We start from the raw sequence: 13,061 nt of genomic DNA on the forward strand, positions 1-13,061 counted from the left end.
TCTCCTCCTTTTATGTATCAAAAATAGTTCGCTTCTCTAAATAATAATCCCTGCTTTTGTTATGAAAAACAAGGATAAAAAAAGAACGTGCGTCTTCACAGCACGTTCTTCATTTGATTCACAGAATGATGCTCGACGACGACACCTTCTACCGGCACCGTCAGCACATCCACTTCACAATGCGGGAAATTTTGGGCAAGCTGCTTTTTCAGCGCTTCTCCCTTCCCTTTTTCCACTAATGTCAAAATAGTCGGCCCAGCACCACTTAATGCCGTTCCATACGCGCCTTTTAATGAAGCAACGTGCTCCACCTTTGACAACTCTGGGACAAGCATCGTGCGGTATGGCTGATGAAATAAATCTTTATTCATCATTTCCCCTACAAGCGGCCAGTTCTGCGTCATTAAGGCGGCGACAAGGACGTTACTCACTGCACTCGCACTCACTGCCTGTTTATAGGAAAAATCCTCTGGCAGGACATCACGGGCATCCTTTGTGAGCACTTCATAAAAAGGAATCACGACGACGACATCTACATCCACATGCTGCACTTTAACGGCATGTGTCTTGTCTTCTTCATGAAGACCGATGAGTAAACCACCGAATAAAGAGGCACCCGCATTATCTGGATGACCTTCTACCTCACTTGCAAAAAAGAGCTTCTGATCATCGGTCATCTTTAATTCAAGCAACTGATTGGCGAGCTCAATAGCGGCGACAATGGCAGCAGCGCTGCTGCCAAGCCCCCTTGCTAATGGAATATCACTCCACACTTTGACATGAACAGGCGGGAGTGTTTTTCCAAAGTCATCTGCGACCTTTTTAGCTGTTTGGTAGATCAGGTTATCGGTGCCTGATGGAATACCAGACACGACATCTGTTTCTGCTTCAAACAGCCAGCTATCATGGTCATAGACCGATAGCTTCAAATAGCGGCTGAGCGCCATTCCGACTGAGTCAAAGCCTGGTCCTAAGTTGGCAGTGCTTCCCGGTACTGTGATTGAAAAAAGCATGGAGGCGTTACTCATACGCGTGCGGCCTTTTCTAAATGTTCCAGAATTTGATCTTCATCTGCATCCAGTGTGACCGGTTTGATGTGTGAAATATCAATCGCCGTATTCGGATCTTTTAATCCGTTTCCTGTCAGTACAGCGACGACTTTACTGCCTGGCTTAATTTCTCCAGATTTCACTTGTTTGAGTACACCTGCAATTGATGCACAAGAGCCTGGCTCTGCAAACACACCTTCTTCACGTGCGATCAATTGATAGGCATGAAGAATTTCTTCATCTGTCACTTCATCAATTTTCCCGTTTGACTCATCTGCCGCTGCTACAGCTTGCTTCCAGCTTGCAGGGTTTCCGATGCGAATGGCTGTTGCGACTGTTTCTGGCTGCTCAATGACTTCATTTCTAACGATGGCTGCAGCTCCTTCTGCTTCAAAACCACGCATGACTGGCAGTCCCGTGCCTTTTTTCTCATGATATTCTTTGAAGCCTTTCCAGTACGCTGTAATATTCCCCGCATTTCCAACAGGAATCGCCAGTACGTCCGGTGCGGAGCCTAGCTGCTCACAGATTTCAAATGCCGCTGTTTTTTGTCCTTCAATTCGATATGGATTGACGGAGTTAACAAGTGCAATCGGTGCTTTTTCACAGATGCTGCGGACAATTTTCAGCGCATCATCAAAGTTGCCGTCAATGGCAATGATCTCTGCTCCGTACATGACAGCCTGCGCCAGCTTACCGAAGGCAATTTTTCCATCTGGAATGATGACAATACATTTCATATCAGCGCGCGCCGCATAAGCTGCTGCTGCTGCAGACGTATTCCCTGTCGATGCACACATGATCGTATCATTGCCTTCTTCTTTTGCCTTTGCGACGGCCATGACCATCCCGCGATCCTTAAAAGAACCTGTAGGGTTGACGCCTTCTGTTTTCACATGAAGTTCAATCCCAAGCTTTTCAGATAGCTTTGCGAGATGAATCAGCGGTGTGTTTCCTTCATTTAATGTTAGTTTAGGTGTGTGTTCGTTTACTGGTAAAAATTCTTGAAATTCTTCAATGAGTCCATTCCACTTCATCAGCTTAAACCGTTCCCTTCTACTCGGTACGTGCTCTTCACTTGAACCACCACGTCGAGATCGTTTAATGTTTGCAGGATATTTGAGAAATCTTCTTCTGATGTCTGATGTGTAATAATCACAATTTCAGCAAGCTCATCATGCCCTTTGACAGGAAGCTGAAGGATCTTTTCAAAGCTGATGCCTCTTTCAGAAAAAATCGATGTAATGCGGGAGAAAGCCCCGACTTGATCTCTCACATGTATTCTTAAAAATTGCTGAGCAAATACTTCGGATGATGATTTGATTTTCTTCTCAAATTGCGGTGCAATAAATCCACTGCCATTCACACCAAGACGCATGTTTTTCATAACAGCGACTAAATCTGAGACTACAGCTGTTGCCGTTGGCAGACTGCCTGCTCCAGGTCCGTAAAACATCGTTTCTCCGACAGCACTTCCGTAAACATAGACAGCATTAAATTCATTGTTGACGGAAGATAACGGGTGATGATCAGGAAGTAAAGTTGGCTGTACGCTGACCTCCACTTTCTCTCCGTCTCTTTGGGCAATTCCAATCAGCTTCATTGTATAGCCAAAACGTTTACTGAAATTAATGTCCTCGTCCGAGATGTCAGAGATGCCTTTCACTTTCACATCCTCTAAGTCTACATTCATGGAAAAGCCGAGTCTTGCCAGGATGGCCATCTTTCTTGCCGCATCTAGCCCTTCTACGTCCGCCGTCGGATCTGCTTCTGCAAAGCCAAGATCCTGTGCTTCTTTTAATACATCTTCATACGCACTTTTATCGACATTCATTTTTGTTAAAATAAAGTTCGTTGTCCCGTTCACGATTCCCATCATTTTTGTGATGCGGTCAGAGGCTAAACCTTCCTCTAGTGTACGCAAAATCGGAATCCCACCTGCGACACTCGCTTCATAGTAAAGGTCACAGCCGTTTTCTTTTGCTACATGTAAAAGCTCTGTGCCGTATAGCGCCATTAAATCCTTATTGGCTGTAATGACATGCTTCTTCTCATTTAGTGCATCTATTAAATATTGTTTTGTCTCTTCAATGCCGCCCATCACTTCAATAATGACGTCGATCTCTGGATCTCGAATCACATCGTATACTTCAGTTGTGAAGACCTCTCTTGCCACATCCACATCTCTTTTTTTATCGGGATTGCTCACAAGCACTTTTTGTATTAATACCGGACAGCCGATCTGGTGCATTAATTTATCCTGATGATCTTGAATAATCTTAACGACACCGCTCCCCACTGTTCCTAATCCTAGTAGTCCAACTCGAATTGCCTTCACCTGAAATTCCACCTTTCTCCGTAAATGTCCTCTCTAAAAAGACATTTGTTAACCTAACACAGACATTCAATGTACACACATTATAAAGGGGTATCCTCATTTTGACAAGGTAATAAAATAAGAGAATATGAGAATGAAACCGCTTAACAGCTATTTATATCAAGATTCTATATTTTCAAAATATTTTTGTGAGAAAAGCTCCCGAAGCCGGGAAGCTTGAGATTACGCCTGAACTGGCGTTTTGGCTTGCTGATCTTGCAGGACAAGCGCAATATTTTCAGCACATAAATGCATCATGTTTTTTCTCGTTTCAACACTTGCACTTCCGATATGAGGAAGCACTGTCACATTTGCTAATGTCGTTAGCGGGTGATCTGGGCTGACTGGCTCCTTGCTAAATACATCCAGACCTGCTCCTGCAATTTTTCCTGTCGTGACAGCATCATATAAAGCATCTTCATCTACCGTCTGCCCTCTGGAAACGTTGATGAAGTAAGCCGTGTTCTTCATCTGCTCAAATGCTTTCTTATTAAACATTTCTTTCGTTTCAGGCGTTAAAGGTGTCAAACAAACGATGAAATCAGACTGCGTAAGCAGCTCATCAAATGCGGCATAGGTCACACCTAGTTGCGCTTCTGCTTTTGGCTTTCTTGAACGATTATGATACAGAACATTCATATCAAAACCTTTTGCCCGCTTGGCCAGTGCGGTTCCAATACTGCCCATTCCGACAATCCCTAACGTTTTATGATGAACATCAGCACCAGCTAGAAGAAGCGGCCCCCAGCCTGTCCAGTTCCCATCCTTAATCCAATCACTCGCTTCGACAATTCGTCTTGCTGACGCCATCAAAAGCGCAAAGGCTAAATCAGCCGTCGATTCTGTTAAGACGTCCGGTGTATGACATACCGTGATCCCGTGCTTTTTAGCTGCCTTTAGATCAATATTGTCATAGCCGACCGCGAGATTCGCGACCACTTTTAGATTTGGAGCATTTGATAAAAGTGCCTCATCTACTTGATCTGACAGCATCGTGAGCAGCCCATCTGCTTGAGCCGCTTGTTTTTCTAACTCTTCTCTTGGACACGGCTCATCCTCGCTCGTCCACATGTCAATATGAGCGACTTCTTTTAATGGTGTAAGTGTTGTTTCATCAAGCTTTCTTGTGATATAAACATAAGGTTTCGTCAAGAAGAACACTCCTTTGGTTGATTTCTTTAAGCATAACGAAAAACGCCTCAAGAGAAAAGAGACGTTTCGTCTGTTCACTGAAACTTCAAATCAGCGGATTGATGAATCCATCCAACAGGAGGAATGAGATGCCCACCGCTGCGCATAGCACTCAATTCTTGAAACACCTTGAGAAAATATTCGTAGCGGTTCGCATCATTTAAAACATAATCTAATCGTTCTTCATAATAAGATTTTTCATTTTCTCCTGACATATAATAACCTTCGACAATTTCAAAATAATGAAGCGGAAACAGAAGACGGCTGTACAGCAGACGCTTTGAAAATGATGAAAGAGGCGTAACCTGCTCATATTGCTGCAAAAAGGAAAATCCCTCTTCAATTAAATCCTCCTTATGCTGGACAAAGGTTTCTCTTAAATATTCTGCGATGTCCCTTGTTGGATGATCAAATACCCAATCTACAGGTAAACGAAGCGGCTGCTCATGTGGCCAGGTCATACGTGAAAAGCGCTGATGACAAACAGTTCCTGAATCACATTCTTTTGGTTCATCATCAAGCTCTGTATCCACTAAATATTGAATGGCATTTTCCGTTAATCCGAGATAATACGGAAAGGATTCAATGAATTTCTTTTCAAATCGTTCAAGTGGTTTTTGATGCATTTGCTGCATCCAAAAGCCTTCCAGCTGGTCTAACCGTTTTGCCCATAATTCCTTCCAAGCTCCGACACGTTTTGTTTCAGACACCTCATAAGGAAACCCTCTCCCCCTGACATGAAAGGCCGCCAGCTCTGATGCGTGCTGAAATGAGCGGCTTGTAACCCGCGGTGCTGCCTTTAATAGAGCGTACAGTTCTTTTCCATGGGTAAAAGTCGGTTTCTCTTCGTTTGTTAATTCAAACACGGCAACGTATGGGTCACCGTCATTCAGTAAATACTGACTGATATGATAAAGCTCTGTGAGTTCTTCTTCTCGCAAATGAGACACGGGAACAATGATGAAGAGAGCTTTCGCCGTTTGAAAGCTCTGATAACTGCCATATGGCATAAATTGACGCACATCAATACCAAATGTGTGATAAATGGTTTCTTTCATGATTTCACCTGCGTTCATAAAATCAGTCTCTTATCATATCGTAGTCGCAGGTTGAGGGATTTATGAATACTATTTACTATCCGAAGCTATTTCACACGTTGTGGACAAATTACGAGGATTGGGTGAGGAACATGCCGCATCATCATGAGATGAACGAAGTAGAAAAAACAGCAAGACGCCGTTTACAAGAACGAGGCGTAACCATTCAAGATATAGCAGACCTTGTCTTCTTTTTACAGGAAAAATATCATCCTGGCTTAGACATGACAGAGTGCATCCACAATGTGGAACGTGTCATCGCAAAACGTGAAGTCCAAAATGCCATCTTAACAGGCGTTGAACTAGATGTTCTCGCTGAGCAAAAAAAGCTGACAGAACCGCTGCAATCCATTCTTGAAACAGATGAAAGTCTATATGGGGTTGATGAAATTTTATCCTTTGCCATCGTTAATATTTATGGCTCCATCGGCTTTACGAATTACGGATATATCGACAAAGAAAAACCAGGGATTCTTGGAAAACTCAACGATAAATCCTCAGGCGAATGCCACACCTTTTTAGATGACATTGTCGGTGCTATTGCTGCGGCAGCATCAAGCAGACTGGCACATAGTGCGAGAAATGCAGAATAAAACACAAAAGAGGACGTGCGTCTGACGCTTGTCCTCTTTTCATTAAGATAATCGTTCAATCCACTCAGATAATGAATCCATGACATAGGTTGGCTGTTTGTCATATTTCTGAAGCAGCTCTTTTGTCGTGACGCCTGTATGGACAAGCAGTGTATCCATCCCTGCATTCATCCCTGCCATAATATCGGTATCATAGTTATCGCCCACCATGAGCGTCTCTGACACATCTGTCCCGAGCACCCGCATGGCCTGTTCCATAATGATAGACTCTGGCTTCCCGATAAATGTTGGCTGCACTGTTGTCGTAACCGTCAACACAGATGTTAACGATCCATTTCCAGGTAACAGCCCTCTTTCTGTCGGAATGGCAATATCTCCATTTGTTGAAACAAATTGTGCACCTTGACGGATCGCAATGGCTCCTACCGCTAGTTTTTCATATGTAATACCGCGGTCTATTCCAACGACAACGAAATCAGCGTCTTCTTGACCAAACGACAAGCCTTTTTCTTCGATGGCCTGCTTAATTCCTTCTTCTCCGATCACATACACCGAGGCATCTTTCTTTTGTTCTGCGATATAGTTTGCCGTCGCCATACTGGTTGTAAAGACTTGTTCTTCCGTTGCTGGAATATCGAATGAAACCAGTTTTTCTGCTACTTGCTTCGGCGTGCGTGAAGAGTTATTCGTGACAAACAAATAAGGGATGTTCAACTCATTTAACTTGTGAACAAATTGCCCCGCCTCTTCGATCTTTTCTGTTCCTTTATACATCGTCCCGTCTAAATCAATTAAATAGCCTTTGTATTTCATGCTGCTTACAACTCCAATGGTTTATTTAAACGCTGATACTGGTCCAAGCTCCTGCTCCAAGTAAGTGCGAATTCGATTCGGGAAGACTTGCAGCGCCTGTTCTACCTCACTGATGACCTGCAACAAATCGTGATGAACCACTTCTTGGTATTGCTGAACAAGTGTTTTACGGCACGAGACCAGTTTTTTCAGGTGAGTGCCTTCTTCTGTTGGTACAACTTTTTCGTCCACAAGAATATCCATGATGTCGTCATAGCTTCCTGGGTCCCGCATGATAAAGCCGTCAATCATATCATTTCCTGTATCAAGAATACATTCGACGAGCAAATGAACAATTCGTTCCAGCGCTTTTTTTTCTAAAGGGCTTGACCATGTTTGATGACTGCGCATCAAATTATATTGCTCCTCAAAAAAACGTAATGTCTCTTCAATCTTCTTTCTGTCTACGAAATACATCATGACGCTCCCCTTTGCGTTATTTTCTAATCCGCTTTAAGACAAAATAGGCACAGCCAAAATTACAGTATTCATAAATGTATTCATCGAGTGTACTGATTTTTGTATCGAATGTGGCCTTTTGGTTTTGGTCATCAAAGAACCCCTTCAGCCTAAGCTGGTTATAGCCCCAATCCCCCACAATATAATCATACTTATTTAAAATATCTGAGTACCTTGCTTTAAACGCTTCCTCATCAAAGCCGTCTTTGATTTCTCTGACAAGATCAAAGGTAGCATTCTGAATGACGATCATCTTCTCACCTCTTTTTAAACGATCCACCTTTAATGATAATTCATTGGAACAACTCCATCAATTGCTAAAGCATGTTTTTTCCGATTTAGCCGAAGCTAAAGAAAAAAGGAGGTCACATTTATGATGAAACAACTGACAGCCACTATTCTCCTATGCATGCTTTTAGGCGGGTGCGGCTTTCAATCAGGTATGAACCGGCAAGTGGATGAAGATTCTTCCAGCAAGACAATTCGCCTGTCTGATCGTCATGAAGGAAATAATTCCAACATGCCAGAAGCAGATACGAATCGAGCAGGCTATGTTCGTTATCAGCGCCAGCAAGTAACCGATCAGAAGGAAAGAACCCCTGCTTTAAATCGTGAGCACCTTGCCCACGTGATTACAAGTTTAGCCATCCAGCTGCCAAATATAAAGGATGCAGCAACACTTGTCACAGACGAGGATGCCCTCATTGTGTATCGAACAGGCAACAAAAACCGAGATGAATCAGCCGATCAAGTGAAAAAAACAGCGGTTTCTGTTCTCCCTCGTTATTATCATGTGTACGTCTCTGATAACCCAGAGCACTTTCAATCCATTGCCAATTTTTCACGTCTTCAAACCAATTCACGTGATTTTGATCAAATTTTAACGAAAACGATTCAACAAATGAAATACTCTCCTCAAGGCGGAGATATTTCAACGAAAGAAGATGCCAATGGCATGACGAATTCCGATCGGACCATGAGACGAAACGCACCTTACGGCCAAAATTAATACGAGAAAAAACGCCAGAGAGCTCTGGCGTTTTCTTTGTTATGCTTGCGCCTGACGCTTCTTAGACGCTTCGTTTACTTGTTCGTCTGCATGATAAGAAGAACGGACAAGCGGTCCAGCTTCACAGTGGCTAAAGCCTTTTGACATGGCAATTTCCTTCAGCTCTGCAAACTCATCTGGATGGTAGTATTTTTGCACTTTCAAATGCTTTTTCGAAGGTTGTAAATACTGACCAATTGCCATGATGTCAACGTTATTGGCAAGAAGATCATCCATGACTTCAATGATTTCTTCCTTCGTTTCACCAAGTCCAATCATAATGCTTGATTTCGTTGGAATGTCAGGCTGCATTTCTTTTGCACGACGCAAGAATTCCAATGAACGATCGTATGTAGCCCGTGCACGAACTCTTGGTGTTAACCTGCGTACTGTTTCAATATTGTGATTTAAAATATCAGGGCGTGTATCCATTAACGTTTTCAAATTATCATAATTGCCACCCATGTCTGAAGGGAGAACTTCAATTGTTGTGAATGGACTTTTTCTTCTAATGGCACGAACAGTTTCAGCAAATACGCCTGCTCCGCCATCTTTTTGGTCATCCCTTGCAACCGCTGTTATAACAGCGTGCTTTAAATTCATCAAAGCCACTGAATCCGCCACGCGTTCTGGCTCTTGCAAGTCTAACTCAGTAGGAAGTCCGGTTTTCACCGCACAGAAACGGCATGCGCGCGTACAAACAGATCCGAGGATCATAAATGTAGCAGTTCTTCTCACTGCCCAGCATTCGTGAATATTCGGACATTTCGCTTCCTCACAAACGGTATGCAGGTTGTTTTCCCGCATCATTTTTTTCAAACCGGTATAGTTTTCATTCGTATTCAGCTTAATTTTAAGCCAGTCCGGTTTTCTTACGTGCTCTTCCTTCTTTGCCAATTCCATCATCTCCATATGAATTCGTTAAAGGTGCATATACAATCATCTTCCTGCTATATACGATGGATGCAGCTGTTGCCGCAAAAAATTGAATCTTCGGCCTAAGGCCTTTTCTTTAGACACTTTAACATAGTACAGATTGAACAACAAGGGAATGAGCTGCAAAAATACCCAAAAGACTCCTAAAATAACAGAAGAAAATTACTAACATTTTCTTCTTATGAAATAACGTGATCAAACCACACTAAACGGTAGAAGAGATGTTCGAAGAAAGGAGATGGACGTTTGTGAAAGTGGTTTTAGCGATCATCATCGCTCTTTCAATGATTCCCGCATCAGTCCATGCACAAGGGGCAAACAAACAGCCCGATGAATTAAAACAGCGAATGGCACTGTATGAAAAGATCGCCATCACCACACAGGTCCCGTGGTATGTACTTGCTGCGGTTGATCAGTATGAACACAATATACGCAAAAGCAGAAGAGATTTACCAAAACAAACAGGTGTGATTGGTATCTACATTCCCCGGGAAATGTGGATAGGACCAGAAAATCCCAATAAGCAGGATACCTCTCCATTAAGCATTAAAGTGTTTGACGGTATTGGGCTTGATGGTAATGGGGATGGAAAAGCGGAAATCGATAACGATGAAGATGTCCTGTTCACGTTTGCTCAATACTTGCTCCATTACGGCAGCAGCATCGATCAATTAAAAATTGCGCTGTGGGATTATTACGGACGTGATCAAACCGTTGGAATCATTTCATCTTTTATGAAGCTCTATAAGCATTACGGCCATCTTGACCTTGGAAAGCATGCGTTTCCTCTTCCGGTTGGCGCTGACTACAGCTACAGGAGTACATGGGGTGATGCGAGAGGCTTTGGAGGCAGAAGAATTCATGAGGGCACTGATCTTTTTGCTCATTACGGTCTTCCTGTTCGTGCGACATCGTACGGCGTGATTGAAATGAAAGGCTGGAATCGCTTTGGCGGCTGGCGGATCGGCATTCGAGATATTCATAATCATTATCATTATTTCGCCCACTTAAATGGCTTTGCAAAAGGACTCAAAGCTGGGCAGATTGTAGAACCTGGTCAAGTCATCGGATCAGTCGGAAGCTCCGGTTACGGTCCACCTGGCACAGCAGGAAAATTCCCGCCACACCTTCATTATGGCATGTATAAAGACAATGGACGAACTGAATGGTCGTTTGATCCTTACCCTCATTTAAGGGCGTGGGAAAGAGCCGAACGGAAACGTCGATAAATAAAAGGAGAAGTTTAGCGATACCGCTTGCTTCTCCTTTTAATATGTATCAACATTTCCCCGGTCATCACTTGTCTACTGTTACTGCTTATGCTTCTCTTTCAATCCTAAAACTAAAAAAAGAATACCCATGATGAAAAAAAGGAGATACACAACTGTTACTTCGAGTGGAATCATGTCAAACATCCCTCTAAATAAGTCGACACTCAAACTGTCACTCCCAGCTAATAATATCGATGCTGACATATATTTAGCACTAAATACAATGGCAAATACCAAAAAACAAAATCCGCTTACATGAATTTTCTTCATATCAATCAAATCCTCCTCTCATTTTCACAACAGACGATCGTGAAAAATCAGTCTTCAGGATAGCTTTCACTATTCAGAAAAGGAAAACAATGAACATTTATCATGGCACGTGATCCGTATGGAATCAAGTGGTTAATTAGGATAAGATGAACAGATCACATGAAAAAAAGTCTAAGCATGGCAACCAATGAAAGATTACTTCACAAAGAGTTAGGGGGTTGTTTTTTGAAAAGAGGAATGACCTTTACCATTCCAAATGAATACGGAGTCTTCCTTGGAGAAGTGCTAAAACCGATCGACATCACCAAATTCAGCTGGCGAATCGATACCGAAGACTCGAATATACTAGTTGATGGCGAAAAAGATGAAGAACTTTTTCCTGAAGGTAAAACAGAAATGGACGGTATAGAACTCAAACACCTCATTGAAAACAAGACGTATTATATGATTTTCGCCGATTTACAAGCATATCCAAAAGGGCCATTGTCTCATATTAAGACCTATGAAGAATTTATTGAAAGCCAATGCGAGCTTGTTCTTTTAGTGACCGATTGCTCCTATGTCACGATCTATTGCAAAAATAAGGGAACACTCGAATGGCTATACAAGAATGCAGTTGAATGTGGATTTGAAGACGTGACCTATATCACCGATGAAAATGATGCAAGGACAAGACTGTCTGTTTCGTAACAACAAAACGTTCATCACAAAAACACTATATGCAATCACAGCGTATGAAAAAAACAGCCCAATTCGTCCATTGGGCTGTTATTCTTTCTTCTCCTTTTTTTCTGGCAGAACAATCGATGGAGCGCCTGAATTTGTTCCGCTGCCATTATAATAATCTGGGACATCTCCTTGAACGGCTTGAATGGAGACAGGCACGGAGTTTTTGACGACGATGGTTTCTGAGGCGAATGGGATGATGACTCTCACCTTCACCTCAATGAGCACACTAATATCAATCAAGGCATTGTTGATGCCATAAGGCTTAATGTTTTTTTCAACGTCCGTATGCGGGTCACCAATGACACTGAATCGTACAGGCACTTTTGGTCCTAGGTTGGCGATAAGTGCATTTCCGGACGCTTGCCCAAGCGGAATGTTATATATAATGCCGTCATGTCCATCTGTTTGATCCTTTAATGCTTCTTTTGCCTCTTTTTGAAAATTCCCCTTTTCAATGTCCTCTAGATTTTTTTGAAGGTGACGTGACAGGTCAGCCATTGCTTTCGATGTTGCTTGCGCATTGAAGTCGATAGTTGTCACTTTTCCGTTCTCACTGGTATTCATCACAACCATATCCTTCATATTCTCCTGATCATCTGCAAAATCCTGAACAGAATATTGGATAAGATGATTGGCGATTCGTTCTGTTTCTAGTTCAGCAATGTGAATCAACGTTGGTTTAATGGAACGATTGATGAAGAATAGGCTAATGACAGTTGAGAGCACAAAAAATAATATGGCAAGCAGCATGACATAACGAAATGGCAGAGGGCCCTTTTTATAGGGGCGATAACGGCGGTTCAATCTCAATAAAAAATCCCCCCTTCTCCATTACAAGTGTATGCAGACAGGCGGGGGGATAGGAATCATCTGTTCATTTTATTTCACCATTTTTAATAATGCATCTCTTCCAATTGTGCCAGCATGAATGCCGAGCGACTCAGCGGCATATGTCACAGATTCTAAAGGTGCATCTAGCAATTGCTCGATGGTTCTTACACCGACTGCTCTTCCTGCGATGATTCCTCTATCTGCAAGCTTTTCATTTAGGAGCCCGACATCAAGTGCACCGCACATAATATAACCATGCTCATTTGTCACTGCCATGAAATTGGTCTTTGGCAGTTTGACGGTGACGGCTGTAAAGGAATGGCCATCAATTGTAATAGGTGTTAAATTCACCATATCC

Annotated in this window: 16 protein-coding genes; 4 read left to right on the forward strand and 12 right to left on the reverse strand. The window is 42.6% G+C overall.

Going from position 1 to position 13,061, the window contains the following annotated elements:
- Positions 1–95: 95 nt before the first annotated feature.
- The 5 genes from thrB to yutH form a co-directional block, all read right to left on the reverse strand.
- Positions 96–1,028 carry a homoserine kinase gene (thrB, locus tag NST73_RS15265; protein ID WP_007500423.1) on the reverse strand — a complete coding sequence of 311 codons (933 nt, stop codon included), beginning with the start codon at positions 1,026–1,028 and terminating at the stop codon, positions 96–98.
- Complete coding sequence (thrC, locus tag NST73_RS15270) at positions 1,025–2,086, reverse strand: threonine synthase (RefSeq protein WP_048002236.1); 1,062 nt, start codon at positions 2,084–2,086, stop codon at positions 1,025–1,027. The genes thrB and thrC overlap by 4 nt, the downstream gene beginning before the upstream one ends.
- The gene (locus tag NST73_RS15275) at positions 2,086–3,387 is read right to left on the reverse strand and encodes a homoserine dehydrogenase (RefSeq protein ID WP_024719752.1); all 1,302 of its coding nucleotides are present in this window, start codon (positions 3,385–3,387) and stop codon (positions 2,086–2,088) included. Before NST73_RS15275 ends, thrC begins: the two co-directional genes overlap by 1 nt.
- A gap of 222 nt (positions 3,388–3,609) precedes the next feature.
- On the reverse strand, positions 3,610–4,578 hold the full coding sequence (locus NST73_RS15280; RefSeq protein WP_342499186.1) for a D-glycerate dehydrogenase: 969 nt from the start codon (positions 4,576–4,578) through the stop codon (positions 3,610–3,612).
- Between the two features lie 74 nt (positions 4,579–4,652).
- Entirely contained in the window at positions 4,653–5,693 is a 1,041-nt protein-coding gene (gene yutH, locus NST73_RS15285) for a spore coat putative kinase YutH (protein WP_035389301.1), read from the reverse strand.
- Positions 5,694–5,806: 113 nt separating this feature from the next.
- On the opposite strand from yutH, the gene NST73_RS15290 reads away from it, so the two are divergent.
- Entirely contained in the window at positions 5,807–6,307 is a 501-nt protein-coding gene (locus NST73_RS15290) for a phosphatidylglycerophosphatase A (RefSeq protein ID WP_024719755.1), read from the forward strand.
- A gap of 42 nt (positions 6,308–6,349) precedes the next feature.
- On the opposite strand, the gene NST73_RS15295 is transcribed toward NST73_RS15290, so the two are convergent.
- The 3 genes from NST73_RS15295 to NST73_RS15305 are packed head-to-tail and all read right to left on the reverse strand — an operon-like array spanning position 6,350 to position 7,871.
- Entirely contained in the window at positions 6,350–7,120 is a 771-nt protein-coding gene (locus NST73_RS15295; RefSeq protein WP_342499187.1) for a TIGR01457 family HAD-type hydrolase, read from the reverse strand.
- A gap of 21 nt (positions 7,121–7,141) precedes the next feature.
- Positions 7,142–7,576, reverse strand: a complete 435-nt coding sequence (locus NST73_RS15300) for a DUF86 domain-containing protein (protein ID WP_017367989.1) — start codon at positions 7,574–7,576, stop codon at positions 7,142–7,144.
- A gap of 19 nt (positions 7,577–7,595) precedes the next feature.
- Complete coding sequence (locus NST73_RS15305; protein WP_008346837.1) at positions 7,596–7,871, reverse strand: YutD-like domain-containing protein; 276 nt, start codon at positions 7,869–7,871, stop codon at positions 7,596–7,598.
- A 120-nt stretch (positions 7,872–7,991) separates the two neighbouring features.
- Between NST73_RS15305 and NST73_RS15310 the strand changes: the two genes are divergently transcribed.
- On the forward strand, positions 7,992–8,627 hold the full coding sequence (locus NST73_RS15310) for a YhcN/YlaJ family sporulation lipoprotein (protein ID WP_007500413.1): 636 nt from the start codon (positions 7,992–7,994) through the stop codon (positions 8,625–8,627).
- A gap of 39 nt (positions 8,628–8,666) precedes the next feature.
- Here the strand turns inward: NST73_RS15310 and lipA are convergent, their stop codons facing one another.
- Positions 8,667–9,563 carry a lipoyl synthase gene (gene lipA / locus NST73_RS15315; RefSeq protein ID WP_008360456.1) on the reverse strand — a complete coding sequence of 299 codons (897 nt, stop codon included), beginning with the start codon at positions 9,561–9,563 and terminating at the stop codon, positions 8,667–8,669.
- A gap of 323 nt (positions 9,564–9,886) precedes the next feature.
- On the opposite strand from lipA, the gene NST73_RS15320 reads away from it, so the two are divergent.
- Positions 9,887–10,831 carry a M23 family metallopeptidase gene (locus NST73_RS15320; protein WP_234710308.1) on the forward strand — a complete coding sequence of 315 codons (945 nt, stop codon included), beginning with the start codon at positions 9,887–9,889 and terminating at the stop codon, positions 10,829–10,831.
- Between the two features lie 81 nt (positions 10,832–10,912).
- On the opposite strand, the gene NST73_RS15325 is transcribed toward NST73_RS15320, so the two are convergent.
- Positions 10,913–11,143, reverse strand: a complete 231-nt coding sequence (locus NST73_RS15325; RefSeq protein ID WP_008346846.1) for a hypothetical protein — start codon at positions 11,141–11,143, stop codon at positions 10,913–10,915.
- A 225-nt stretch (positions 11,144–11,368) separates the two neighbouring features.
- On the opposite strand from NST73_RS15325, the gene NST73_RS15330 reads away from it, so the two are divergent.
- Positions 11,369–11,833, forward strand: coding sequence for a DUF2691 family protein (locus NST73_RS15330; protein ID WP_342499188.1), 465 nt, complete (start codon positions 11,369–11,371; stop codon positions 11,831–11,833).
- A 78-nt stretch (positions 11,834–11,911) separates the two neighbouring features.
- On the opposite strand, the gene yunB is transcribed toward NST73_RS15330, so the two are convergent.
- Both yunB and NST73_RS15340 read right to left on the reverse strand, forming a co-directional pair.
- Complete coding sequence (yunB, locus tag NST73_RS15335) at positions 11,912–12,682, reverse strand: sporulation protein YunB (protein ID WP_007500406.1); 771 nt, start codon at positions 12,680–12,682, stop codon at positions 11,912–11,914.
- A 69-nt stretch (positions 12,683–12,751) separates the two neighbouring features.
- On the reverse strand, positions 12,752–13,057 hold the full coding sequence (locus NST73_RS15340) for a DUF1805 domain-containing protein (RefSeq protein ID WP_007500404.1): 306 nt from the start codon (positions 13,055–13,057) through the stop codon (positions 12,752–12,754).
- Between the last annotated feature and the right edge of the window lie 4 nt (positions 13,058–13,061).

Origin of the sequence: Bacillus sp. FSL W7-1034 (assembly GCF_038593365.1) — a bacterium.
In the GTDB taxonomy this organism is placed as follows: Bacteria; Bacillota; Bacilli; order Bacillales; family Bacillaceae; genus Bacillus; species Bacillus altitudinis.

Bases quoted from the DNA above. Each gene is read 5' to 3' on its own strand.
- thrB (WP_007500423.1), bottom strand. From the start codon at position 1,028: ATGAGTAACGCCTCCATGCTTTTTTCAATCACAGTACCGGGAAGCACT.
- thrC (WP_048002236.1), bottom strand. From the start codon at position 2,086: ATGAAGTGGAATGGACTCATTGAAGAATTTCAAGAATTTTTACCAGTA.
- yutH (WP_035389301.1), bottom strand. From the start codon at position 5,693: ATGAACGCAGGTGAAATCATGAAAGAAACCATTTATCACACATTTGGT.
- NST73_RS15290 (WP_024719755.1), top strand. From the start codon at position 5,807: ATGCCGCATCATCATGAGATGAACGAAGTAGAAAAAACAGCAAGACGC.
- NST73_RS15295 (WP_342499187.1), bottom strand. From the start codon at position 7,120: ATGAAATACAAAGGCTATTTAATTGATTTAGACGGGACGATGTATAAA.
- NST73_RS15300 (WP_017367989.1), bottom strand. From the start codon at position 7,576: ATGTATTTCGTAGACAGAAAGAAGATTGAAGAGACATTACGTTTTTTT.
- NST73_RS15305 (WP_008346837.1), bottom strand. From the start codon at position 7,871: ATGATCGTCATTCAGAATGCTACCTTTGATCTTGTCAGAGAAATCAAA.
- NST73_RS15310 (WP_007500413.1), top strand. From the start codon at position 7,992: ATGATGAAACAACTGACAGCCACTATTCTCCTATGCATGCTTTTAGGC.
- NST73_RS15320 (WP_234710308.1), top strand. From the start codon at position 9,887: ATGATTCCCGCATCAGTCCATGCACAAGGGGCAAACAAACAGCCCGAT.
- NST73_RS15325 (WP_008346846.1), bottom strand. From the start codon at position 11,143: ATGAAGAAAATTCATGTAAGCGGATTTTGTTTTTTGGTATTTGCCATT.
- NST73_RS15340 (WP_007500404.1), bottom strand. From the start codon at position 13,057: ATGGTGAATTTAACACCTATTACAATTGATGGCCATTCCTTTACAGCC.